The sequence below is a fragment of the Microbacterium keratanolyticum genome, from assembly GCF_016907255.1.
In the GTDB taxonomy this organism is placed as follows: Bacteria; Actinomycetota; Actinomycetes; order Actinomycetales; family Microbacteriaceae; genus Microbacterium; species Microbacterium keratanolyticum.
Window position 1 is genome coordinate 1,726,505 of record NZ_JAFBBQ010000001.1, and the last position, 21,236, is coordinate 1,747,740.

General features: G+C 69.1%; 23 protein-coding genes. 14 read left to right on the plus strand and 9 right to left on the minus strand.

The window, feature by feature from the left end:
- Positions 1-22: 22 nt before the first annotated feature.
- The gene (locus tag JOD62_RS08230; protein ID WP_204938806.1) at positions 23-1,201 is read right to left on the minus strand and encodes an MFS transporter; all 1,179 of its coding nucleotides are present in this window, start codon (positions 1,199-1,201) and stop codon (positions 23-25) included.
- Positions 1,201-2,103 (minus strand): MurR/RpiR family transcriptional regulator, encoded by a 903-nt coding sequence (locus JOD62_RS08235; RefSeq protein WP_204938807.1) that lies wholly within the window; start codon positions 2,101-2,103, stop codon positions 1,201-1,203. Before JOD62_RS08235 ends, JOD62_RS08230 begins: the two co-directional genes overlap by 1 nt.
- A gap of 165 nt (positions 2,104-2,268) precedes the next feature.
- On the opposite strand from JOD62_RS08235, the gene JOD62_RS08240 reads away from it, so the two are divergent.
- The 13 genes from JOD62_RS08240 (at position 2,269) to JOD62_RS08300 (ending at position 15,672) form a co-directional block, all read left to right on the plus strand.
- Positions 2,269-3,822 (plus strand): ABC transporter substrate-binding protein, encoded by a 1,554-nt coding sequence (locus tag JOD62_RS08240; RefSeq protein WP_204938808.1) that lies wholly within the window; start codon positions 2,269-2,271, stop codon positions 3,820-3,822.
- Between the two features lie 67 nt (positions 3,823-3,889).
- The gene (locus JOD62_RS08245) at positions 3,890-4,861 is read left to right on the plus strand and encodes an ABC transporter permease (protein ID WP_204938809.1); all 972 of its coding nucleotides are present in this window, start codon (positions 3,890-3,892) and stop codon (positions 4,859-4,861) included.
- Positions 4,858-5,745 (plus strand): ABC transporter permease, encoded by an 888-nt coding sequence (locus JOD62_RS08250; protein ID WP_204938810.1) that lies wholly within the window; start codon positions 4,858-4,860, stop codon positions 5,743-5,745. The genes JOD62_RS08245 and JOD62_RS08250 overlap by 4 nt, the downstream gene beginning before the upstream one ends.
- The gene (murQ, locus tag JOD62_RS08255; protein WP_204938811.1) at positions 5,742-6,647 is read left to right on the plus strand and encodes an N-acetylmuramic acid 6-phosphate etherase; all 906 of its coding nucleotides are present in this window, start codon (positions 5,742-5,744) and stop codon (positions 6,645-6,647) included. The genes JOD62_RS08250 and murQ overlap by 4 nt, the downstream gene beginning before the upstream one ends.
- Entirely contained in the window at positions 6,647-7,837 is a 1,191-nt protein-coding gene (locus JOD62_RS08260) for an anhydro-N-acetylmuramic acid kinase (protein WP_204938812.1), read from the plus strand. The genes murQ and JOD62_RS08260 overlap by 1 nt, the downstream gene beginning before the upstream one ends.
- Positions 7,834-8,325: a GNAT family N-acetyltransferase gene (locus tag JOD62_RS08265; protein WP_204938813.1), complete on the plus strand. Its 492-nt coding sequence runs from the start codon at positions 7,834-7,836 to the stop codon at positions 8,323-8,325. The genes JOD62_RS08260 and JOD62_RS08265 overlap by 4 nt, the downstream gene beginning before the upstream one ends.
- Positions 8,322-9,458 (plus strand): dipeptide epimerase, encoded by a 1,137-nt coding sequence (locus JOD62_RS08270; protein ID WP_204938814.1) that lies wholly within the window; start codon positions 8,322-8,324, stop codon positions 9,456-9,458. Before JOD62_RS08265 ends, JOD62_RS08270 begins: the two co-directional genes overlap by 4 nt.
- The gene (locus JOD62_RS08275) at positions 9,455-10,543 is read left to right on the plus strand and encodes a serine hydrolase domain-containing protein (RefSeq protein ID WP_204938815.1); all 1,089 of its coding nucleotides are present in this window, start codon (positions 9,455-9,457) and stop codon (positions 10,541-10,543) included. The genes JOD62_RS08270 and JOD62_RS08275 overlap by 4 nt, the downstream gene beginning before the upstream one ends.
- On the plus strand, positions 10,540-12,168 hold the full coding sequence (locus tag JOD62_RS08280; protein WP_204938816.1) for an ABC transporter ATP-binding protein: 1,629 nt from the start codon (positions 10,540-10,542) through the stop codon (positions 12,166-12,168). The genes JOD62_RS08275 and JOD62_RS08280 overlap by 4 nt, the downstream gene beginning before the upstream one ends.
- A gap of 22 nt (positions 12,169-12,190) precedes the next feature.
- Positions 12,191-12,763, plus strand: coding sequence for an orotate phosphoribosyltransferase (pyrE, locus tag JOD62_RS08285; RefSeq protein WP_204938817.1), 573 nt, complete (start codon positions 12,191-12,193; stop codon positions 12,761-12,763).
- Positions 12,764-12,765: 2 nt separating this feature from the next.
- Complete coding sequence (locus JOD62_RS08290) at positions 12,766-13,800, plus strand: LacI family DNA-binding transcriptional regulator (protein WP_204938818.1); 1,035 nt, start codon at positions 12,766-12,768, stop codon at positions 13,798-13,800.
- A 99-nt stretch (positions 13,801-13,899) separates the two neighbouring features.
- The gene (locus tag JOD62_RS08295) at positions 13,900-14,811 is read left to right on the plus strand and encodes an ROK family protein (RefSeq protein WP_204938819.1); all 912 of its coding nucleotides are present in this window, start codon (positions 13,900-13,902) and stop codon (positions 14,809-14,811) included.
- Between the two features lie 24 nt (positions 14,812-14,835).
- Positions 14,836-15,672 carry a phosphotransferase gene (locus tag JOD62_RS08300; protein ID WP_204938820.1) on the plus strand — a complete coding sequence of 279 codons (837 nt, stop codon included), beginning with the start codon at positions 14,836-14,838 and terminating at the stop codon, positions 15,670-15,672.
- Positions 15,673-15,675: 3 nt separating this feature from the next.
- On the opposite strand, the gene JOD62_RS08305 is transcribed toward JOD62_RS08300, so the two are convergent.
- The 7 genes from JOD62_RS08305 to JOD62_RS08335 form a co-directional block, all read right to left on the minus strand.
- Positions 15,676-16,524, minus strand: coding sequence for a universal stress protein (locus JOD62_RS08305; RefSeq protein ID WP_204938821.1), 849 nt, complete (start codon positions 16,522-16,524; stop codon positions 15,676-15,678).
- An 85-nt stretch (positions 16,525-16,609) separates the two neighbouring features.
- On the minus strand, positions 16,610-16,756 hold the full coding sequence (locus JOD62_RS08310) for a hypothetical protein (protein WP_204938822.1): 147 nt from the start codon (positions 16,754-16,756) through the stop codon (positions 16,610-16,612).
- Entirely contained in the window at positions 16,753-17,322 is a 570-nt protein-coding gene (locus JOD62_RS08315; protein ID WP_204938823.1) for a YdeI/OmpD-associated family protein, read from the minus strand. Before JOD62_RS08315 ends, JOD62_RS08310 begins: the two co-directional genes overlap by 4 nt.
- Positions 17,323-17,324: 2 nt before the next feature.
- On the minus strand, positions 17,325-18,122 hold the full coding sequence (locus tag JOD62_RS08320; RefSeq protein ID WP_204938824.1) for an HAD-IIA family hydrolase: 798 nt from the start codon (positions 18,120-18,122) through the stop codon (positions 17,325-17,327).
- A 76-nt stretch (positions 18,123-18,198) separates the two neighbouring features.
- Entirely contained in the window at positions 18,199-18,831 is a 633-nt protein-coding gene (locus JOD62_RS08325; protein ID WP_204938825.1) for a metal-dependent transcriptional regulator, read from the minus strand.
- Position 18,832: 1 nt separating this feature from the next.
- Positions 18,833-19,162: a hypothetical protein gene (locus JOD62_RS08330; protein ID WP_204938826.1), complete on the minus strand. Its 330-nt coding sequence runs from the start codon at positions 19,160-19,162 to the stop codon at positions 18,833-18,835.
- A gap of 25 nt (positions 19,163-19,187) precedes the next feature.
- Positions 19,188-20,474: an Nramp family divalent metal transporter gene (locus tag JOD62_RS08335; protein WP_204938827.1), complete on the minus strand. Its 1,287-nt coding sequence runs from the start codon at positions 20,472-20,474 to the stop codon at positions 19,188-19,190.
- An 89-nt stretch (positions 20,475-20,563) separates the two neighbouring features.
- Between JOD62_RS08335 and JOD62_RS08340 the strand changes: the two genes are divergently transcribed.
- Positions 20,564-21,235 carry a TrmH family RNA methyltransferase gene (locus tag JOD62_RS08340; protein WP_239526601.1) on the plus strand — a complete coding sequence of 224 codons (672 nt, stop codon included), beginning with the start codon at positions 20,564-20,566 and terminating at the stop codon, positions 21,233-21,235.
- Position 21,236: the final 1 nt, after the last annotated feature.

The following is a 21,236-nucleotide window of genomic DNA, read 5'->3' on the forward strand; positions in this document are numbered from 1 at the left end:
GTGATTCCTCCTGCGGCCTACGTTAGGCCACGACGTGCGGAGGAGACGAGCGATCCGATGTCGCGCGCCGGGTTCGTGCCCCGACCAGGACGAGGACGGGGACGGCGGCGCAGAGCGCGGCAGACAGCAGGAACGTCGCGCTGGAGGCCGGACTGTCGCCGACCAGGAGCACGAGTGATGGCACGAAGGTGCCACCGACGGCGCCGCACGCGACGAGCGCGCCGGTCGCGGCGGCGCTGTTCGCGGGATCCAGACGATCGAGGGCGACGCCGACGATGAGACCGTAGCTCGGTGCGAAGAGCACGATGACGACCGCGAGCGCGAGCAGCGCGAACACCGGCGCGGTCTCGATGAGCAGTCCCGCCGTCGCCAGCAGCACGGCGGCACCCGCGGTGCTGCTGGCGAGGATCACGACCGGGCTGACGTCGAGGCGACGCAGGCCGGCGGCGGTGAACCGGCCGACCGCCATGAGTCCCCAGAAGACAGAGGTGCCGAGAGCGGCAAGGGCCGGATCCAACGCGAGCGCACGTTCGGGGATCGTGGCCGACCAGCCCGAGAGGACGGTCTCGACGCCGACGTAGAGGGGAAGGGCCACGGCGAAGGGGATCAGGACGATCAGTGCACGAAGGTCGCGACGTGCCGGGGTGTCGTCCGTCGTGGCAGCCGCTGAGTGCGCCGGTTCGGAGCGCCGGGCGAGCAGGGCGACGGTCGCGAGGGGCACGAGCGCGAGCAGGCTCAACACCGGCAGCATCGATGCTCCCAGCGCGACGAGCAAGGGGGTGACCGCCGCGCAGACGGCGACCGTGCCGAGCAGCGCGCTGAGGATGCCGGTCGCGCTGCCGGTGCTGACGCTCTTGGCGCTCACCGCGCCGGCGGCCTCGACGAGTCCGAATCCGAGCCCCGCGATCGCCGCTGCGACGAGGAAGACCACCGCGGTGCCCGCCCAGGGTGCGGACGCGATCGCCAGCGCCTGCAGCACGCTGCCCAGGATCAGCGTCACGCGCGGGGGGAACCGTACGAGCAGCGGCCCGGAGAGCAGCACGCCGATCAGCAGGCCGCCGAAGAGTGCGGGCACGGCGGCACTTAGGCCACCGCCTATCGCACGCTCTGCGGCAGGAAGCATCGCGGGGATGAACGCGGCGGTGACTCCCAGGCTCGCGAACGCAGCGAACAGTCCCGTTCGCAGCCGTGTGTCGAGCATCAGGGGCGACCGTCGACCGCGCGATGCACCGCGACGTAGGTGTTCCGCAGCGCTTCCATCGAGCGGTCGTAGCTGGACTGGGCGACGCCGATGAACATGCAGTCGACGACCATGAGCTGCGCGATACGGCTGCCGAGGGCGCCCGAGCGGAAGCCGGTCTCACGGGCGGCGGTCGTGAGCACGATGTCGGCCTCGCGGGCGAGGGGCGCTCCTGCGTGATTGGTGATCGCGATCGTCGTCGCGCCCGAGTGGCGTGCGATGCGCAGGAACTCGATCGTGTCGCTCGTCGCACCGCTGTGCGAGACGGCGATCGCGACGTTCCCGGGGCGGAGGGTCGCAGCGGAGGTCCACGCGGCGTGCGGGTCTGACCAGTCCAGGGCCGTGCGGCCGATGCGGGTGAGCTTCCGCTGCAGGTCGAGACCCACGATCGAGCTCGCTCCGACACCGAAGATGTCCACGCGCGTGGAGGTGGAGACGGCGTCGACGGATGCGCGCAGCGACTCCGTGTCGAGGACCTTGGCGGTGTCGGCGAGGGAGAGGGTCTCTGCGAGGGACACCTTGGCCACGATGTCGGTGAGGGTGTCGTTGCGATCGATGTCTCCCGAGACATCCGGGAGGGAGGCGGTGTCGAAGGTCTCGCGTTCGACGTCGCGGAGCACGGCGTTGCGCAGTTCGCGGACGTGGTCGTAGCCGAGGCGCTTGCAGAAGCGCACGACAGAGGTCGTGGATGTGTCGGCGCGATGAGCGAGCTCGGCGACGGCGAACCCGGCGGTCTCGGCGGGCGACCCCAGGAAGAGATCCGCGATGCGCTGTTCGCTGGGGCGCAGCTCGGGGCGGATGGCGCGCATGCGCACGAGCACGGGGATGGCGTTGGCTTCCTCGCGAACGACTTCTGGGGGCATGGCGTCTCCGATCGCTAAAGATCACACTAGGGGAACATTTGGTACACGCAACAGAGAATTCGTGTACTTTTGGTACTTACCAAGACCAATGATGTTCGCTGGCGACATGGCAGTAGCCGACCCGGCGCCGATGCGATGCATCCACAAGCCTGGAGGAAAACAGCAATGAGCACAGCACGGCGGGCGTCATACGGCGCCATGACCGCGACGGGCATCGCTTTGGCGCTCGTCCTCACGGGATGCACGACGCCGACGTCGACTCCCGATGCCACCGAGACCGCAGCTGCCGGCGGCGACCTCGTCATCGGCGTCACCAGCGACCCGGACACCCTGTTCCCGTGGAAGGCCACGCAGTTCCAGGCCGTCAACGTCCTGCAGAACCTGTACGGCACCCTGACCGAGTTCGATGCCGACCTCAACGTCGTCCCCGGCCTCGCAGAGTCCTGGGATGTCTCCGAGGACGGCCTGACCGTCACCTTCACCCTGCGCAAGGGCGTCACCTTCGCCGACGGCAGCACCTTCGGCGCGGAGGATGTGAAGTTCTCGCTCGACGCGATCGCCGCAGAGGCCACCGCAGCCGTCGCGCGCAGCTCTCTCGCATCCGTCGCTGCGGTCGAGGCGACCGACGAGCACACCGTGACCCTGACCCTCAAAGCCCCGGATGCGGCGCTGCCCGCCAACCTCGCCGTCATCAACATGGCGATGCTGTCGTCGGATGACACCGAGGAGGCGCTGAACACGACGCCGAACGGCACTGGTCCTTTCGTCCTCGACGCACGCAAGCCCAGCCAGTCGATCACGCTCGCCAAGAACGACGAATACTGGGGCGACACCGCGCTCCTGGACACGGTCGAGTTCCGCGTGATCCCGGATGAGTCGTCCATCGTCTCGGCCATGCAGTCCGGCAACGTGCAGTTCGCCGTCTTCAACGACCCGCTGGTCGCGCAGACCGCAGAGGGCGCGAACGTCACCGTCGCGACCACTCCGCAGCTGAGCTACCACGCCCTGCAGCTCAACGCCGCACGCGGCGGTGCGCTGGCCGACGTGAACGTGCGCCTCGCGATGCAGTGCGCGATCGACCGCCAGGAAGTGCTCGACACGGCTGCTCTCGGCGAGGGTGAAGTCACCGGCCCGATCACGTCGCCGGCGTACAAGTCCGACCCCGACGCGCGTCCGTGCGCGACGAAGGATCTCGACAAGGCCGCCGAGTACCTGAAGAAGGCCGGCATGGCCGACGGCGTCACGATCAACGCGATCGTCTCGCAGGGTGAGTACGCGACCTCGGTCAACGAGGCGCAGAACCTCAAGGCACAGCTGGCTGACGCGAAGATCAACCTCGAGCTCGAGGTTCTCGAGTCGGGTGCGTTCGTGGACCGCTGGATCGCTGCCGACTTCGAAGCTGCTGTCGCGCTCAACGGCGGACGTCCCGACCCCGACGGCATGTACGGCCGTTACTTCACGAGCACGGGCAACCTGAACAAGGTCGCCGGATACTCCTCGCCCGAGCTGGACGCCCTCTTCGCACAGGGCCGCGAGTCGTCTGACCCGGCCGAGCGCAAGAAGATCTACGCCGAGATCTCGGAGAACCTCGAGGACAACGCCGCCTGGATCTGGCTGTTCACCAGCTACACCTACACGGCAACGGCATCCACCGTCGACGGGTACGTCCCGATGGCGAACGGCTCGCTGCAGTTCCTGCGGACGACCTCCATCAAGTAGTACCCCAGGGGCGGCGCGGGCATCGGCCCGCGCCGCCCCTCCCAACGACAGGCAACCACCCACGCGCATGTTCAGACAGATCCTCCGCAACAGTGTGCTGCGCCGCATCCTCGCAGCACTCGGCACGCTTCTCGGCGTCGCCGTCTTCGTCTTCCTGATGCTCCGGGCCATCCCCGGAGACCAGATCAGTGCGGGCCTCGGCACCGAGGCGGCCGCCCTGACTCCGGCACAGCGCGCGGCGCTGGAGGCCTACTACGGTCTGGACCAGCCGCTCTTCGTGCAGTTCTTCTCGTGGCTGGGCAACATCTTCACCGGCAACCTCGGCTACTCGTCGCGGGCGCAGATGAGCGTGCTGGAGCTCACGGCCGACGCGCTCCCCGTGACATTGGAACTCGCGATCTTCTCGATCGTGATCGCGCTCGTCATCGGCATCCCGCTCGGCATGCTCTCGGCCTCGAAGCCGGACTCCTTCCGTGATGGCGCAGGGCAGGTCGTCGGACTTGCGGGCCTGTCGATCCCCGCCTTCCTTCTCGGCACCGCACTGCTCGCGGTGCTCGCCTCGTCCTTCGGCTTCAACCCGAACGGTCAGGGCTACGCCTACCTCTTCGAGAACCCGCTGCTGAACCTGCAGCAGATGCTGCTGCCGTCCTTCGTGCTCGGATTCGGCATCGCCGCTCCCATCATGCGCACCACACGCACGGCGGTCCTCGAGATCCGGGCCAACGACTTCATCCGCACCGCCCGCGCGAAGGGCGTCCCGCCGCGTCGCCTGCAGCTGCGTCACGTGCTCGGCAACGCGCTTGTCCCCATCGTCACGATGACGGGTCTGCAGTTCGGCTACCTGCTGGGTGGCGCCGTGGTGGTGGAGCAGATCTTCTCGCTCCCCGGCATCGGACGCCAGGTGCTGCTCGGCATCCAGCAGAAGGAGTACGCGCTCGTGCAGAGCACGGTGCTCGTGATCGCGCTCGCCTTCGTCATCGTCAACCTGCTCACCGACCTGCTCTACCGGGTCATCGATCCCCGGGTGCGTGCCGCATGACCGACATCTCGCAGACTCCCACACTGGCTCCGGGCGGCGGACGCACGATGGAGCGGGTTCGCCTGCTTCTGCGCAGCCGCAGCGGTCTGGCCGGTCTCATCATCGTCGTCGTGCTGGCGCTGCTCAGCCTCGTCTCGGCGTTCGGCCTCCTGCCGTTCGACCCGCTGGCGCAGGATCCGCCCTCGCGGCTGCAGGCCCCGAACGCGACACACTGGTTCGGCACGGATCAGTTCGGCCGCGACGTGTTCTCCCGCGTGGCCGCGGGTGTCGCCAACTCGGCGCTGATCTCGGTCGTCGCGGTCGCCTTCGCGACGGTCGTCGGAACGGTCTGCGGTCTCATCGCCGGCTTCTACCGCGGTTTCTCGGACGGTGCGATCACCGCGGTGACGAATGTGCTGTTCGCGTTCCCCCCGCTGCTGCTCGCCCTGTCGCTGGCGTCGGTGTTCGACCGCAACTGGTTCACGATCGCCGTGGCCATCGCGATCGTGTACGTGCCGATCTTCATCCGCGTCACGCGCGGTCCGGTGCTCTCGCTGCGTGAGGTCGAGTACGTCAAGGCCGCCAAGAGCACGGGGCAGAGCCGGATGGCGACGATGTTCCGCCACGTGCTGCCGAACATCACGTCGATCATCATCGTGCAGGTCACACTGTCGCTGTCGTGGGCCGTGCTGACCGAGGCATCCCTGAGCTTCCTCGGCCTCGGCACCCCGCCGCCGGCGCCGTCGCTCGGCTCGATGATCTTCGAGGCGCGCACGCTCGTGACGATCGCGCCCTGGACCATGATCGCTCCCGGCGTCGTCGTGGTGCTCCTCGTCGTCGGACTCAACCTGCTGGGCGACGGGCTGCGCGACAGCCTCGACCCGCGCAACAGGGGGAAGCGATGACCGTCGAGAACCTCGGCGCGCTGGCGACGGAGTCCGTCGACCCCCGCTACGCGCGGATCGACCAGATGAGCGTCGCGGAGCTCGCACAGACGATGAACGAGGCGGATGCGACTGTCCCCGCCGCCGTGCAGCGCGCGCTGCCGCAGATCGTCCCCGCGATCGAGGCGACCGCCGAGCGGATGTCGCAGGGCGGGCGTCTCGTCTACGTCGGTGCGGGCACGCCTGGGCGGATCGGCATCCTCGACGCCTCCGAGTGCCCTCCGACGTTCAGCACGCCGCCCGGCCTGGTCTTCGCGATCATGGCGGGTGGGCCGGGTGCGATCGTCACGCCCGTCGAAGGTGCGGAGGACGACGCGGATGCTGGTGCCGCGGCGATCGACGAGGCCGAGATCACACCCTTGGATACCGTGATCGGCATCGCGTCCAGCGGCCGCACGCCCTACGTCGTCGCGGCGGTGCGCCGTGCACGTGAGCGCGGTGCACTGACGGTCGGGCTCTCGTGCAACACCGGGGTGATCCTGAGTGACGCGGCCGAGCACGGCATCGAAGTCGAGGTCGGACCGGAGGTGCTCTCCGGGTCCACCCGACTGAAGTCGGGCACCGCCCAGAAGCTGGTGCTCAACATGTTCTCGACGATCGCGATGGTGCGCCAGGGCAAGGCCTATGGCAACCTCATGGTCGATCTCAAGGCGACGAACCACAAGCTGCGTGAGCGGGCCATCCGTATGGTGCAGACGATCGCCGACGTCGATCGGGAGACCGCGGTCGACGCGCTGGAGCGCGCCGACTACGACGTCAAGATCGCATCCATCATGATCCGGCGCGGCGAGGATCTCACCGCCGCAACGATTCGACTCGCAGACGCCGACGGGCGACTGCGCGCAGCACTGGAGGAGAGCTGATGCGGGTACTGGGACTCATCTCGGGAACGTCTCACGACGGCATCGATGCGGCCGTCGTCGATTTCGTGACCAGCGCCGGCTTCGCATCCGAGGGCGTCGAGCTCAGCGGCACCGTCCTCGCGGCCACGAGCGTCCCCTACGCCCCGGAGCTGCGCGCGCGACTGATCGCCGCGCTCCCGCCCGCGCAGACGACGCTCGCGGAGGTCGCAGAGCTTGACACTCTGATCGGCCAGGCGTTCGCGGAGGTGGCAGCCGATATGGCCGCCCAGGTCGGCGGAGTGGACGCCGTCTGCTCGCACGGGCAGACCGTGTACCACTGGGTGGAGGGCGCACACGCGCTGGGAACCCTGCAGATCGGCCAGCCGGCGTGGATCGCCGAGCGCGTCGGTGCGCCGGTCGTCTCCGACATCCGCATCCGCGACATCACCGTCGGCGGACACGGCGCACCGCTGGTCTCATTCCTCGACGAGCTGCTGCTGCGTGCACGCGCCGGCACGTCGGCCGCACTGAACCTGGGCGGCATCTCCAACATGACGGTCGTGAGCGACAAGGGTCTGTACGCCTATGACGTGGGACCTGCGAACGCGCTCGTCGACGCCATGATCGTCGAGCACGGTCTGAACGACCTGGGCTATGACGAAGACGCTCGCGTTGCGCGCACGGGAACCGTCGACGACGCGCTGCTGACGGCCATGCTCGCCGACCCGTACTACGCACTGACCCCGCCGAAGAGCACGGGCAAGGAACATTTCCACCTGGCCTACGTGCAGTCGCATCTCGCCGCGCAGGGCCGGGAGATCCCGGTCGCCGACGTCATCCGCACGCTCACCGAGCTGACGGTGCGCACGGTCGCTCGTGACGTGCAGGCGGCGGGCATCAGCTTCCTCGCCGTGTCGGGGGGCGGATGCCGGAACCCGCTGATCCTCGACGGGCTGCGTGCCGCGCTTCCCGACACCGAGGTGGTGCTCGCCGACGAGCTCGGCGCTCCGGCGGATGACAAGGAAGCGATCCTTCTGGCGCTCATCGGCTGGTGCACGATGCACGGTGTTTCCGCGATCGTTCCCGGGGGAACCGGAGCGCGCGAGCCCCGCATCCTCGGCACGATCACCCCGGGCGCAGGCCCCCTCGTGATGCCCGAGATCATCGCCGGTCTCACCTCCCTCTCGCTGCAGGCGGCGTCGGCATCATGACGCTCGAGGTGCGCCGAGCGACCCCGGACGATCTGTCCGGGGTGCTCGGCGTGTTCCTCGGATGCTGGCGGGAGAGCTATCAGGGAATCCTCCCGGAGCACTCGATCACCGAGATGACAGATGAGCGCGCGGAGGCGCTGTGGTGTCGTGTGCTCGCCGACCCTGTGGGGGTCGTGCTCGTCGCGGTCCGCGAGGGTGAGATCGTCGGCATCACCCGCTATGCGCTCGGCGACGACGGGGAGGGTGCCGTGCACTCGCTCTACGTGTCGCCGCGGGCCCACGGCGGCGGCATCGGGCGGCAGCTTCTGACCGCGGCGGTCGACGCGATGGCGGCCGCGGGGTCGACCTACGCACGGCTCTGGGTCTTCGCGTCCAACGCCCCCTCGATCGGCTTCTACGAGAAGCAGGGCTGGGTCGCAGACGGCACGACCCGCACACAGGACGAGTTCGGCGCGCTCGAGCAGCGGATGCGGCGGGAGCTGACATGAGCGTCATCGAGCGTGTACGCGTGCTGCGTGTGCCGGTGCGGCTCTCGCGCCCCTTCATCACAAACGTTCGCCGCGCTGATCAGATCGACGTCGTGCTCATCGAGGCCACAGATGCCGACGGCCGCATCGGGTGGGGCGAGGCCGCGGCGAGCTGGCGTGTCACGGGAGAGAGCCCAGAGAGTGTGGCTGCCGCGGTGCTCGGTCCCCTCGGTGACGCGGTACTCGGTCAGTCCGCCCGCGAGCCGTCGACGATCGACGCACTGCAGGCATCCGTGTGGGGCAACGCGGCCGCACGCAGCGCCGTGGAGTGCGCTGTGCTCGATCTGGACGCCCAGCAGCAGGGGCTTCCGCTGGTTCCGTCTCCGGAGACGGATGCCGCGCCGCGTCGCATCCGCACCGACATGACGCTCTCGGCTGCGGCCCCCGCCGAACTCGCGGAGCGCGCGACCGCGCACGTGTCCGACGGATTTCGCTGCCTGAAGGTCAAGGCCTCGGCAGGAACCGACACGGTGGCGGGGCTTCGCGCGATCCGGGCCGCGGTCGGGGAGAGCATCGAGCTGCGAGTCGACGCGAATCAGGCCTGGGACGCCCACACCGCCATCCGCATCATCCATGAGAGCGAAGACGCCGGACTGGCGCTCGCTTTCGTGGAGCAGCCGGTGGCCGCGCATGACCTCGACGCGCTCGCGCAGGTCGCCGGCGCCGTCTCGACGCCGATCATGGCTGACGAGTCCGTGCGCACGGCACGCGACGTGCGCGCCATCGCCGATCGCGGTGCCGCTGCCCTCGTCAACATCAAGCTGGCCAAGACCGGCGGGCTCCGTGAAGCGCAGGCTGCCGCGCGGACGGCCCAGGAAGCCGGACTCGGCGTGGTCTTCGGCTGCATGATGGAGGCGCACGTCGGCGTGAGCGCGGCGGCGCAGCTCGCTGCGGCTCTGTCGCCGGACGTGGTGCACGATCTGGACGCGGCACAGTGGCTGCGCACATCTCCGGTGATCGGAGGCGCCGTGTTCGACGCGGACGAGATCATCCTGCCCGCGGGTAGCGGACTCGGCATCGCGGGACTCGTCGCCGACGCCGAGGCTGTCGTGCTCGCAGATGTGCGGGCATCGTCACGGGGGAGGATCGCATGAGCGCAGGATCCGCCCTCACTGCCGTCCTCGCCCACCCCGCCGCGCCCCTCGGTGCTGTCGTCGGTGTGGACTCTTCGGCCGGACGCGGTATCGCCGTCGGCGGCGCGGCGACCCTGGACGGCCTCGCCGTCACACGTGAGACCTCCTTCGACCTCGCCTCGGTCACGAAGGTGGTGGGGACGACGACGGCCGTGCTGCGGCTGGTGCACCTCGGCCTGCTGCGCCTCGATGATCCGGTGTCCCGGTTCCTGCCGGACGCGCCATGCGCCCCCGGAACGACCGTGCGTCACCTCCTGCTGCACAGGGCCGGACTCTGGGAGTGGCAGCCGCTCTACTTCGCCGACACCGACCCCTTCGTCACGATCGCCGCCCTCCCGCCGAGATACGCCCTCGACGAGGGCAGGCACTACTCGGATCTCGGGTTCCAGCTGCTGGGCCGTGTCATCGCGCAGGCATCCGCCGCTCCGCTCGACCAGGCCGTCCGCGCGCTCGTCACAGAGCCCCTCGGACTGGCCCGCACGGCCTTCGGCCCGGTCGACGCACCCGTGGCTTCGAGCGCCCTCGGAGACGGCGCAGAACAGCAGATGACCCGCACCGGCATCCCGTACCCGATCCTGATCGACGATCCGGGCTTCGCCTGGCGCGACAGCGAGATCACCGGCGTCGCCAACGACGGCAACTGCTTCCACGCCTTCGGCGGCATCGCCGGACACGCGGGGCTCTTCAGTACCGTCGATGACCTCCTCACTCTCGGTGCTGCGCTCGCCGCACCCGAGGAGAACGCCGACCTCTGGCATCCGGATCTCGTCGCCGAATTCTTCCGCGATGGCCCCGACGAGGGCCAGGCGATCGGGTGGCGATCCGAGAACGTCGTCATCGATGGGCGCGAAGAGCGGATGCTGTGGCACCCCGGATTCACCGGCTGCGCCCTCGGCATCGTCCCCGCTCTGCGCACCACCGCCGTCCTGCTGAGCAACAGACTTCTCGCCACCGAACCCGTGCCGACCCAGACGCTCTGGCACGCCGCACTTCCCGAACTCCTCGGCGGACGCACCGCCACCGAAGAAAGAACGACAACATCATGAGCACCGAGCCCGTTCTGAGCATCCGCGGCCTGGCAGTCGCGTTCCGCACCGGCGCCGACCTCGTCACCGCGATCAGCGACATCAACATCGACGTCGCCGCCGGTGAGACCGTCGCCATCGTCGGCGAATCCGGTTCCGGGAAGTCGACGACCGCGGCCGCCGTGAACCGGCTGCTTCCGGAGAACGGCGTGATCACGGCCGGCAGCATCCGCTTCGACGGCAAGGAGATGACCGAGCTGCCGGAGAGCGCGCTCATCTCGCTGCGCGGTGCCGGCATCGGCCTCGTCCCGCAGGATCCGATGTCGAACCTCAACCCGCTCATGCGCGTCGGCACGCAGATCGGCGAAGCCCTCGAAGTGCACGGCTACACGTCCGGGGAGGCGACGCAGGCCCGCGTCGTCGAACTGCTGGAGATGGTGGGCATCCCGGATGCTGCGCAGCGCGCCAGTCAGTACCCGCACGAGTTCTCCGGTGGCATGCGTCAGCGCGTGCTCATCGCGATGGGGCTCGCGTGCCGCCCGCGCCTCCTGATCGCGGACGAGCCGACCTCCGCGCTCGACGTCACCGTGCAGCGCCGCATCCTGGACCAGCTCGACACGCTCACCACGGAACTCGGCACGGCGGTGTTCCTCATCACCCACGACCTCGCGCTCGCCGCAGAGCGCGCGGACCGCATCGTCGTGATGTTCCGCGGAAAGATCGTCGAAGAGGGCACCTCCGCGCAGGTGCTCGGCAACCCGCAGCACGAGTACACGAAGCAGCTGCTGGCCGCCGCCCCCAGCCTCGCTTCCCAGCGAGAGATCGAGGCGCGCCCTGCGGATGCATCCGAGGGCCAGGCGTTCGTCGAGATCCGCGACCTGCGCAAGGAATTCGCGCTGCGCTCGCCGAAGGTGGGACAGCCGCAGACCTTCACGGCCGTCGACGGCGTCAGCTTCGAGATCCGCCGGGGAACCACGGTCTCGATCGTGGGTGAATCCGGCTCCGGCAAGTCGACGACGGCGAACATGGTGCTCGGCCTGGAGGACGTCACGAGCGGATCCATCCTGTTCGACGGACTGGATCTCACGAAGCTGCGCCGCAAGGAGCTCTTCGCCCTGCGCCGTCGGGTGCAGCCGGTCTTCCAGAACCCCTACGCCTCGCTCGACCCGCGCTACACGGTCGAGCAGTCGATCGCGGAGCCGCTGAAGGTGCACAAGGTCGGCACCGCCGCGACCCGCCACGCCCGCGTGCTCGAACTGCTCGAGCAGGTCGCGCTGCCCGCAGCGATGGCCGAGCGTCTGCCGCACGAGCTCTCGGGTGGGCAGCGCCAGCGTGTCGCGATCGCGCGCGCCCTCGCTCTCGAGCCCGAGCTCGTCGTGCTCGATGAGGCCGTGTCCGCCCTCGACGTGCTCGTGCAGGCGCAGATCCTCGATCTGCTCAGCGACCTGCAGAAGCGTCTCGGCCTCAGCTACCTGTTCATCAGCCACGACCTCGCCGTGGTGCGGATGATCTCCGACGAAGTGCACGTCATGCAGCGCGGCGTGATCGTCGAGAGCGGCACGCCGGAGCGGATCTTCGACGCACCTCAGCATCCGTACACCCGCGAACTGCTCGCGGCGATCCCCGGGGCGTCGCTGGCGTCGTGATGGCGCGCTCTAGACTGATTCCGTGACCGCGCGTACCCCTGAACTCGAAGCCGACCGCCAGGCCCTCATCGCCCTCATCAAGGATGAGGCGGTGTTCCACGGCGACTTCACGCTCTCCAGTGGCAAGAAGGCGACGTACTACGTCGACATGCGCAAGCTCACGCTCGACCACCGGGCGGCTCCGGCGATCGGCCGCATCATGCACGATCTCGTGGCTGACCTCGACGTCGTCGCCGTGGGTGGTCTGACGCTCGGCGCCGACCCGATCGCGAACGCCGTCATGCACGCGTCGGCCGGCCTCGACAAGCCGCTCGACGCGTTCGTCGTGCGCAAGGAGCCGAAGGACCACGGCCGTGGCCGTCAGGTCGAGGGCGCCGACGTCAAGGGCAAGCGCGTCGTCGTGCTCGAAGACACCTCGACGACGGGCCAGTCGGCGCTCAAGGCCGTCGAGGCTCTGCGCCGCGAGGGTGCAGAGGTCGTCGCCGTCGCCGTGATCGTCGACCGCAAGACCGGCGCGCAGGCTGCGATCGAAGACGCCGGGCTCACCTGGTACGCCGCCATCGACCTCGACGACCTCGGGCTCGCCCCGCAGTAATCGTGGCGCAGCGATCGGGGGAGGGCTCGGGTCGCTCCGGCCGTCCGACGATGAAGGATGTCGCGGCGCACGCCGGCGTCGGACTCTCCACCGTCTCCCGGGTCGTTGCGGGCTCTCCTGGCGTGAGCCTCGAGAAGACGCAGGCCGTCGAAGACGCGATCGCTGCTCTCGGCTTCCGCCGCAACGACTTCGCGCGCACCCTCCGCACGGGTGCCACGCACACGATCGGCGTCGTGGTGACGCGGATCTCGGATCCGTTCTATGCAACGCTCATCGGCGCGATCGAGCGACGCGCACAGGAGCATCAGATGCTCGTGCTCGTCGCGTCCGGCACGGATGACCCCGACGAGGGTGTGCGGGTGCTGCAGCGTGTGCTGAGCCGCCAACTCGACGGACTGATCCTCGTCGCGCACGAAGACGCCGACTACGGCTTCCTCGCGCAGGAGCAGCGGGCCGGCGCACCGTTCGTGTTCGTCGATCGCCCACCGCGCGGAGTTGACGCAGATCTCGTGATGGTCGACAACGAGAACGGTGCTGCCGCGGCAGTCGCACATCTCGTCGCCGCGGGGCATCAGCGCATCGCGTGCATCGCGCATGTGTCCGGCCGGTTCACCTCGGAGCGACGGCAGGCCGGCTACCGCGCCGGACTGCGTGCGGCAGGGCTCCCGGTGGATCCCGCGCTGATCGTCGAGGTCGAGGACGACGTGGACGCCTGTGCCACGGCGTTGCGTGCGCTTTTCGCAGCGGATGCTCCGCCGACGGCGCTCTTCACGACGAACAGCCGCACGACCACCGCAGTGCTGCAGGCGCTTCGTGCGCTCGGTGAGGCTCCGGCGCTGGTGGGTTTCGACGACTTCGCGCTTGCGAACCTCATGACACCACCGACGACGACGGTCGCGCAGGACCCGACCGCGATCGGCGAAGCCGCCGTCGATCTGCTGTTCGAGCGCATCGCAGGGGCGGCAGGCCAGCCGCGGCGCATCGAACTCGGGACGCGAATCATCCCACGCGGCTCCGGCGAGATCGCACCCCGCTAGCGAGCAGCATCCGCTCTGCACTTTTCGCTCTGCATGGGGGATGGTAACGTTTTCAAGATTCCGTGGAGACGTACCGCGGACGTGTGCCTGGAGGATTCCGTGACCCGTTTCGCCCTCGCTGTCGACGTCGGTGGCACCAAGATCGAAGCCGCGCTCGTGAGTGAACAGGGTGCCGTCATCGAGGGCACGCGCAGTCGTCGGGCGACCGGCCCAACCGCCACCCCCGACGACATGCGCGCCGCGATTGCCGCCGTCGTCGACCACGCCCTGTCATCGGACGCCGCCCGGGGCGGCACCCTTCTCGGCGCAGGCGTGGGAAGCGCCGGGCCGATCGACAAGACCACCGGCACGATCCACCCGGTGAACATGGTGCAGCTGCGCGGTTTCCCGCTGGAGGAGAGCGTGCGCAACGCCGCATCCGCCTCCTGGGGCAGCGACGTGCACACGGTCTTCGCGCACGACGGCGGATGTCTCGCCCTCGCCGAGTCATGGCTCGGCGCCACTCGTGACGCGCGCGTCTCGTTCTCGATGGTCGTCTCGACTGGGATCGGCGGCGGATTCGTCCATGACGGTCGCTACGCTCCCGGCGCCTCCGGCAACGGCGGGCACATCGGCCAGATGCGAGGCGGCGAGGGGCTGCGCCTGGAGCCCACCGCCTCCGGGCCGGCGAGCGCCGCCTGGGCGCGCACGCAAGGGTGGACGGGCGAGACCGGCGAGGACCTCGCTCGGGATGCGGCGGCCGGGGATCCGATCGCCCGCGCCGCCATCGAGCGCTCGGCCCGCGCGGTCGGCGCGGCCCTCGCTGATGCCGTCACACTCGTCGACGTCGACATGGTGGCGATCGGCGGAGGGTTCTCGCATGTGTCTGAGGACTACGTCGACCTCGTGCACGCGGCCCTCGTCGAGAACGCTGTGCTTGATTACGCAGCCCGGGTGCAGGTCGTGCGCGCGGGACTGGGCGGAGATGGTCCTCTGATCGGCGCCGCTGCGCTCATCCTGCGCCAGGGGTGACCGTCGACATGCTTCGATAGGCAGATGACTGCAGGGACTGTCGAGCGCTCTTTCGAAGGCTTCTACGCCGACCTCGACCAGGTGCGCTCCGCGAGCGGTGTGCGGCACATGGTCAAGCGGTTCCGCCTTCGCGGCATCGCCGAGCCCGAGTCGCGTGCCCTCGCGCTGCTCCGCGCGCATACTCCGGTCGACATCGCCGTACCGGCGCTGCTCGGCATGGAACTCGATGGCACCGAGGAGACCCTCGTCCTCAGCTACATCGACGGTGAGCCGGCAGGCAACGCCCAGAACCCGGATGCTGTCGCCGAGCAGATCATCGATGTCGTGACGCACTGGCACACCCAGCGCGGCACGGCCTTCGAAGACCTCGAGGGTGCGCAGCATCCGGACTTCGCGAGTGCCTACCGTGCCGACATCACGCGGCTGAGCGACTGGCTGCGTACCGCCGATCGCTTCGACGAGACCGTGCGCCATCGCATCCTCGCACTCGTCGCCGATGTACCCGCCCTGCTCGCACCGCTCTCCGACGACACCCCGGTGTTCATCCACGACGATGCGCACGCGGGTAACTTCCTCGCCGCGGACGACCGGCTCGTCGGTGTGATCGACCCGGGCCGTGCCCGTTTCACACATCGGGAACTCGACGTCTTCCACCTCGCGGATGCGGGGGCCGCTCTCGACCTCCTGCCGCGCTACCTCGCCCGCGCACCCCTGGCCCCCGGATGGGAACAGCGACGGCTGCTGTTCAGCATCTGGGACGACGTCAAGCACGCGCGCGATGCCGACTGGCGTGACGACGCGTGGTTCACGACGAAGCTCGACGCCTTCGAGAAGGCGTCGAGCTCGTTCGGACCGCAGTGAGGATCAGCGCACGACGGCGGTGACCGAGGCGAGGCGCTGCAGCACCTCGTGGCTGATCGAGCCGAGCAGGAACGTACGCAGGCGGCCGTGGCCACGCGTGCCGACGACCGTCAGACGTGCGCTTTCTCCGAGCTCGTTGAGCACCTGCGAGGGGTAGCCCTCGGCGACGCGCTCGGTGATCTCGAGGTCCGGGTAGCGGCTGCGGAGTCCGCCGAGTGACACCGACAGCGCCTCCTGGGCTGCGCCCTGCATGCCCGAGCGATACATCTCCGGAACCACGGCGAGTGAGTTGCGGGGCGCGGAGATGGGCGTCCACACCGTGACGGCCGTCAGCGGCTCGCCCAGCCGGTCGGCCTCGGCGGCGGCGAAGGCGATCGCGTGCTCGGAGACAGGGGAGCCGTCCACGCCGACGACGACGCCGCGGCGGGCGGACACATCCACATCGAAGTCAGGCACGACGATCACCGGACTGTGCGCGGCGGCGGCGATGCGGATGCCGTGCGCGCCGCGTGCGGGACCCTGACCGGGGCCGCGATAGTCGCTGCCGATGACGAGAAGCGCCGCGGTCCGGGACGCCTCGATGAGAACCTGCACCGGGTTGCCGGCTTCGACGCGGGTCATGACGACGAGCCCGTCGGCGGCGATGCGGGCCGCTTCGGCGTCCAGATGCGCCTGGGCTTCGGCGAGAGTCGCGGTGAGGATGTCTGCTTCGCCGACGGCGCCGATGGCCCCTCCGACGATGCTCACCAACTCCAGGTGCTGCCTGCGGGCGATGGCTCGCGCGGCTGCCCAGTCGACAGCGCGACGGCTGGCTGCGGCTTCGGTGACGCCGACGACGATCTTCTCAGTCATTGCGGTTCCTCCTCGTTCGGTGCGGCAAGTCTACGAACAAAGTGCGACGCGGGGGTGGGCTGAGCGCCGTGGAAATCGGGGCTGCCTAGCGCTGGTCGTCCCAGGGGCCTTCCCACCAGTTCCCGCCGTTGTGGCGTCCGCGGCGGGAACGCACCCACTGCACGATCACGACGACGAGGGTTGTCGAGATGATGCCGATCATCACGAGGAACATGAGATCGCGACTGTTCATGGGCGCTTCCCCTCTGCGGCGTCCGCGACGATCTTGGCGATCCGCGCGGCGCGGGTCTCGTCTCTTTTCGCCATGGCGATGTTCGTCAGTCCGAGCTTCTTGACCGACTTCGGAAACGCATCCCAGTGCGCACGAGCGGCGGGCACGGCGTCGAGTGCGGCGGTCAGCTCAGGCGGTTCGATGCCGGCTTCGGGGCCATCGAGCATCGTCCACGAGCCGTCCTGTCGTGCCTTCTCCAGCACGCGGATGCCCGCGGGGGCGAGCAGGCCCGCCGCTTCGAGGTCGACGAGGCGAGCCTTGTTCGTCGCCGCCCAGCCGCTGCCCGATCGGCGCGGTGAGAACCACTGGCCGTTCGAACCATCGTCGAACGTGCGCACGGGCCCATCGATCCACCCGAAGCACAGTGCCTGGCGGACCGCGTCTTCATAGCTGACGCCGTCGACGGCCGCGCCGCGGACGTTCAGCAGCCACACCCCGGCCGTACGCGTGTGATTCTCTTCGAGCCAGGCGCGCCAGCGCGCAGCATCCGCCGCGCTGATGCGCTCGCCCTCGTCGAGAACACCCATGGTCAGTCCTCGACGGACGTGCTCTCGCGGGAAAGCAGGTCGGCCACCGAGTTCACGATCTCATCGGGGCGGAACGGGTACTTCTCGATCTCGGCCTGGTCGCTGATGCCGGTGAGGACGAGCACCGTGTGCAGTCCCGACTCGATGCCGGCGACGATGTCGGTGTCCATGCGGTCGCCGATCATGCCTGTCTTCTTCGAGTGCGCGTTGATCTTGTTGAGGGCCGAGCGGAACATCATCGGGTTCGGCTTGCCGACGACGTACGGCTCTTTGCCGGTGGCCTTCGTGATGAGCGCGGCGATCGCACCGGTCGCAGGCAGCGGGCCATCGGCGCTCGGTCCCGTGGCGTCCGGGTTCGTGACGATGAAACGCGCACCCTTGTTGATGAGGCGGATCGCCTTGGTGATCGCGTCGAAGGAGTAGTTGCGGGTCTCGCCCACGACGACGAAGTCGGGGTTCGTCTCGGTCATGATGAAGCCCGCGTCGTGCAGAGCCGTGAGGATGCCCGCCTCGCCGATGACGAAGGCCGAGCCGTTCGGCACCTGCTGCTTGAGGAAGTCGGCGGTCGCGAGAGCGGAGGTCCAGATACGGTCTTCCGGGACGACCAGACCGCTCGCGCGCAGGCGTGCCGACAGGTCGCGCGCGGTGAAGATCGAGTTGTTGGTGAGTACGAGATACGGGATACCGCGCGCTTCCCAGCCCGCAAGAAGCTCGGATGCTCCGGGGATGGCGATGTTCTCATGGACGAGAACGCCGTCCATGTCGGTCAGCCAGCATTCGATGTCATCGCGGTGTGCCATGTGCTCAGCCTATTGGGCGGGGGCGACGCTGGAGATCACGTGTCAGCGCGCGGCGCGGAGGACGAGTCCTCTCGTCTCAAACGCTGAGCCACACCACTTCGGCCGTGCCCTCGGGCAGTTCCACGGCGACGCCGTCGAGTTCGATCCCCGAAGCGGTGATCGCGATCGTGGAACCGACCGTCAGCCCCAGAGCCTCCAGCGAGCGCAGCAGAGCGGGATCGCGGTCGCTGACACGCAGCACGCGGCCATTGTGACCGGGGGTGGCGTCGGCGAGGAGGACGAAATCCTCGCGGATCACCGCACCGCTGGCATCCGGAATCGCGTCGCCGTGCGGGTCGAATCGCGGCCGTCCCAGCCGCACGTCGATGCCCTCGAGCAGCCGATCGCTGATCGCGTGCTCGAGCACCTCGGCCTCGTCGTGCACCTCATCCCAGGCGTAGCCGAACTCGCGCACGAGCCAGGTCTCGATGAGGCGGTGGCGGCGGATGATGGTGAGCGCACGCTGCTCGCCCTCGTCGGTCAGGCGCACAGCCCCGTAGGGGACATGCGAGACCAGGCCCGCGGCGGCGAGCTTCTTCACCATCTCCGTCACGGACGACGGGGCGATCCCGAGGCTCGCGGCGAGCACCGACGGGGTGATCGGAGCATCCTGCCATTCCGTGTGCGCGTAGACCGTCTTCAGGTAGTCGTCGGCGGCGGGGGAGCGCATGTCAGCTTCCGAGGGACAGAAGGACGTTGAACGCCGCCGCGCCCGCGAAGAACAGGGTGATGAATCCGAGGATCGCGGCGAGCAGTGACAGGCGTCCGTCGTAGTCGTTGACGCTGCGGCTTCCGATCGAGCGCGCACGGAACGCGAGCACGAGCGTGATCACGCCGAGTGCGAGTTGCACCCAGGGGGCGCCGACGGTGAGCAGATCCGGCCAGGTGATGAGCACGACGCCGAGGACGCCCGTGCCGACGGCGAACCAGGTGCTCAGGCTCATCGCCCGCCGAGCGGCGGAGTCATCGCGGGCGGGCTTCTTGTCGCGGGCGGAAGGCATGCATCGAGCCTACCCGCGCGGCGCCTCAGCCGCCGGTCGCCACCAGCCACAGCAGTGTCGCGTTCAGCGCGATCAGCAGCACCGAGGCGATCACGCCGGCGACCGTCGTCAGAATGCGGTTGGTGAACGCCCCGAGGGTGCGCCGCTGCGCTGTCAGGGCCACGAGCGGGAGCAGGGCGAAGGGGATGCCGAACGACAGCACGACCTGGCTGAGCACGAGAGCGAAGGTGGGATCGACGCCGAGGCCCAGGATCAGCAGAGCCGGAATGAGGGTGACCAGGCGTCGGGCGAGCATCGGGATGCGAACCTTCAGGAGCCCGTGCAGGATCTCCCCACCCGCGTAGGCGCCGACCGCGGTGGATGCCAGGCCCGACGCGAGCAGGCCGACGGCGAAGAGCGTGGCCACGACCGGGCCGAGCCCCGCGGCGAGAGCGGCATGCGCACCTTCCAGCGAGTCGGTGCCCTCGACGCCGGCGAGGTTCGCGGCGGCGAGCAGCAGGATCGCCAGGTTCACGGAGCCGGCGATGAGCATCGCGACCGACACATCCCAGCGGGTCGCGGTGAGCAGGGTGCGCACGCGTCCGGCGTCGGTGGTGTGGATGCTGCCGCCGAAGCGATCGCGGGTGAGGGCGGAGTGCGCGTAGATCGCGTGCGGCATGATCGTCGCGCCGAGGATGGAGGCGGCGAGCAGCACCGAGCCGGTGTCGGCGAAGCGCGGTACCAGTCCGCCGACCACGCTCGCGGGATCGGGTGGCCCGATGAAGACGCCCGCGGTGAATCCGACGGCGATGATGATGAGCAGGCCGATGATCGCGAACTCGAACGGCCGCGCGCCGCGGCGCGCCTGCACCAGGAGCAGCCCGATCGAGACGGCGCCCGTGATCGCCCCGCCAAGCAGCAGGGGAATGTCGAACAGCAGGTACAGGGCGACGGCTCCGCCGATCACCTCGGCGATGTCGGTCGCCATCGCGACGAGCTCGGCCTGCAGCCAGTAGGCGCGGCGAGCCCACGGATTGCGGATGCGCTCGCCGAGGACCTCGGGAAGGCTCTGGCCGGTGACGATGCCGAGCTTCGCGGACAGGTACTGGATGAGCCAGGCCATGACGTTGCCGACCACGACGACCCAGACGAGCAGATAGCCGTAGCTCGCGCCCGCGGTCATGTTGCTGGCGACGTTGCCGGGGTCGAGGTAGGCGACGCCGGCGACGAGGGCGGGGCCGAGCAGCCAGAGGCCGCGCGGCAGGGGCGTCGCGGGGCGAGGGGTGGTCAGCGAGCGAGGGACCACGGTGTCCGACGCAGAATTCTTCGGCATGCCGAAATCATAGGCTGTTTTCGGCGTGCCTAAAAGCCAGTCGTGTGCTCGGGGCCGGCCACTCTCGGGGCGCGGGATACGCTTCTGGGATGGAAGAGCGGATGCCCGAACCCGTCCCGACCACCCCGGCGGATGTCCCTGCGACCCCCGAGTTCACGACCCATGGCGTCGGCCCGTGGCCCGGCGGCGAGGCTGAATGGCCGCGGGAGGAGTGGTTCGATCCCGAGCTCCTTGCGAACGGCGACACCCGCAACGTCATCGACCGCTACCGCTACTGGCGGATGGAGGCGATCGTCGCGGACCTCGACACGCAGCGGCATCCGTTCCATGTCGCGATCGAGAACTGGCAGCACGACATGAACATCGGCTCCATCGTGCGCAGCGCCAACGCCTTCCTCGCGGACACCGTGCACATCATCGGCCGCCGTCGTTGGAACAAGCGCGGCGCGATGGTCACCGACCGCTACCAGCACGTCGTGCACCACGAGAGCGTCGAGGCGTTCACCGTATGGGCCGCCGCGGAAGAGATCCCGATCATCGCCGTCGACAACGTCGGTGATGCGGTGCCGGTGGACAGGGCCGAACTGCCCCAGCGGTGCGTGCTGCTCTTCGGACAGGAAGGGCCGGGGCTCACGGACGAGGCCATGGCCGCCGCATCCGGGCATATCGAGATCACCCAGTACGGGTCGACCCGTTCCATCAACGCGAGCGCCGCGGCGGCCGTCGTCATGTACGAATGGTGCCGACGCTACGCGAGCTGAC

Coding starts and splice junctions, on each gene's coding strand:
- JOD62_RS08300 (WP_204938820.1), top strand. CDS start 14,836: ATGACTGCAGGGACTGTCGAGCGCTCTTTCGAAGGCTTCTACGCCGAC.
- JOD62_RS08265 (WP_204938813.1), top strand. CDS start 7,834: ATGACGCTCGAGGTGCGCCGAGCGACCCCGGACGATCTGTCCGGGGTG.
- JOD62_RS08310 (WP_204938822.1), bottom strand. CDS start 16,756: ATGAACAGTCGCGATCTCATGTTCCTCGTGATGATCGGCATCATCTCG.
- JOD62_RS08320 (WP_204938824.1), bottom strand. CDS start 18,122: ATGGCACACCGCGATGACATCGAATGCTGGCTGACCGACATGGACGGC.
- JOD62_RS08315 (WP_204938823.1), bottom strand. CDS start 17,322: ATGGGTGTTCTCGACGAGGGCGAGCGCATCAGCGCGGCGGATGCTGCG.
- JOD62_RS08335 (WP_204938827.1), bottom strand. CDS start 20,474: ATGCCGAAGAATTCTGCGTCGGACACCGTGGTCCCTCGCTCGCTGACC.
- JOD62_RS08305 (WP_204938821.1), bottom strand. CDS start 16,524: ATGACTGAGAAGATCGTCGTCGGCGTCACCGAAGCCGCAGCCAGCCGT.
- JOD62_RS08240 (WP_204938808.1), top strand. CDS start 2,269: ATGAGCACAGCACGGCGGGCGTCATACGGCGCCATGACCGCGACGGGC.
- JOD62_RS08280 (WP_204938816.1), top strand. CDS start 10,540: ATGAGCACCGAGCCCGTTCTGAGCATCCGCGGCCTGGCAGTCGCGTTC.
- JOD62_RS08245 (WP_204938809.1), top strand. CDS start 3,890: ATGTTCAGACAGATCCTCCGCAACAGTGTGCTGCGCCGCATCCTCGCA.
- JOD62_RS08260 (WP_204938812.1), top strand. CDS start 6,647: ATGCGGGTACTGGGACTCATCTCGGGAACGTCTCACGACGGCATCGAT.
- JOD62_RS08230 (WP_204938806.1), bottom strand. CDS start 1,201: ATGCTCGACACACGGCTGCGAACGGGACTGTTCGCTGCGTTCGCGAGC.
- murQ (WP_204938811.1), top strand. CDS start 5,742: ATGACCGTCGAGAACCTCGGCGCGCTGGCGACGGAGTCCGTCGACCCC.
- JOD62_RS08275 (WP_204938815.1), top strand. CDS start 9,455: ATGAGCGCAGGATCCGCCCTCACTGCCGTCCTCGCCCACCCCGCCGCG.
- JOD62_RS08250 (WP_204938810.1), top strand. CDS start 4,858: ATGACCGACATCTCGCAGACTCCCACACTGGCTCCGGGCGGCGGACGC.
- JOD62_RS08340 (WP_239526601.1), top strand. CDS start 20,564: ATGGAAGAGCGGATGCCCGAACCCGTCCCGACCACCCCGGCGGATGTC.
- JOD62_RS08270 (WP_204938814.1), top strand. CDS start 8,322: ATGAGCGTCATCGAGCGTGTACGCGTGCTGCGTGTGCCGGTGCGGCTC.
- JOD62_RS08325 (WP_204938825.1), bottom strand. CDS start 18,831: ATGCGCTCCCCCGCCGCCGACGACTACCTGAAGACGGTCTACGCGCAC.
- JOD62_RS08235 (WP_204938807.1), bottom strand. CDS start 2,103: ATGCCCCCAGAAGTCGTTCGCGAGGAAGCCAACGCCATCCCCGTGCTC.
- JOD62_RS08330 (WP_204938826.1), bottom strand. CDS start 19,162: ATGCCTTCCGCCCGCGACAAGAAGCCCGCCCGCGATGACTCCGCCGCT.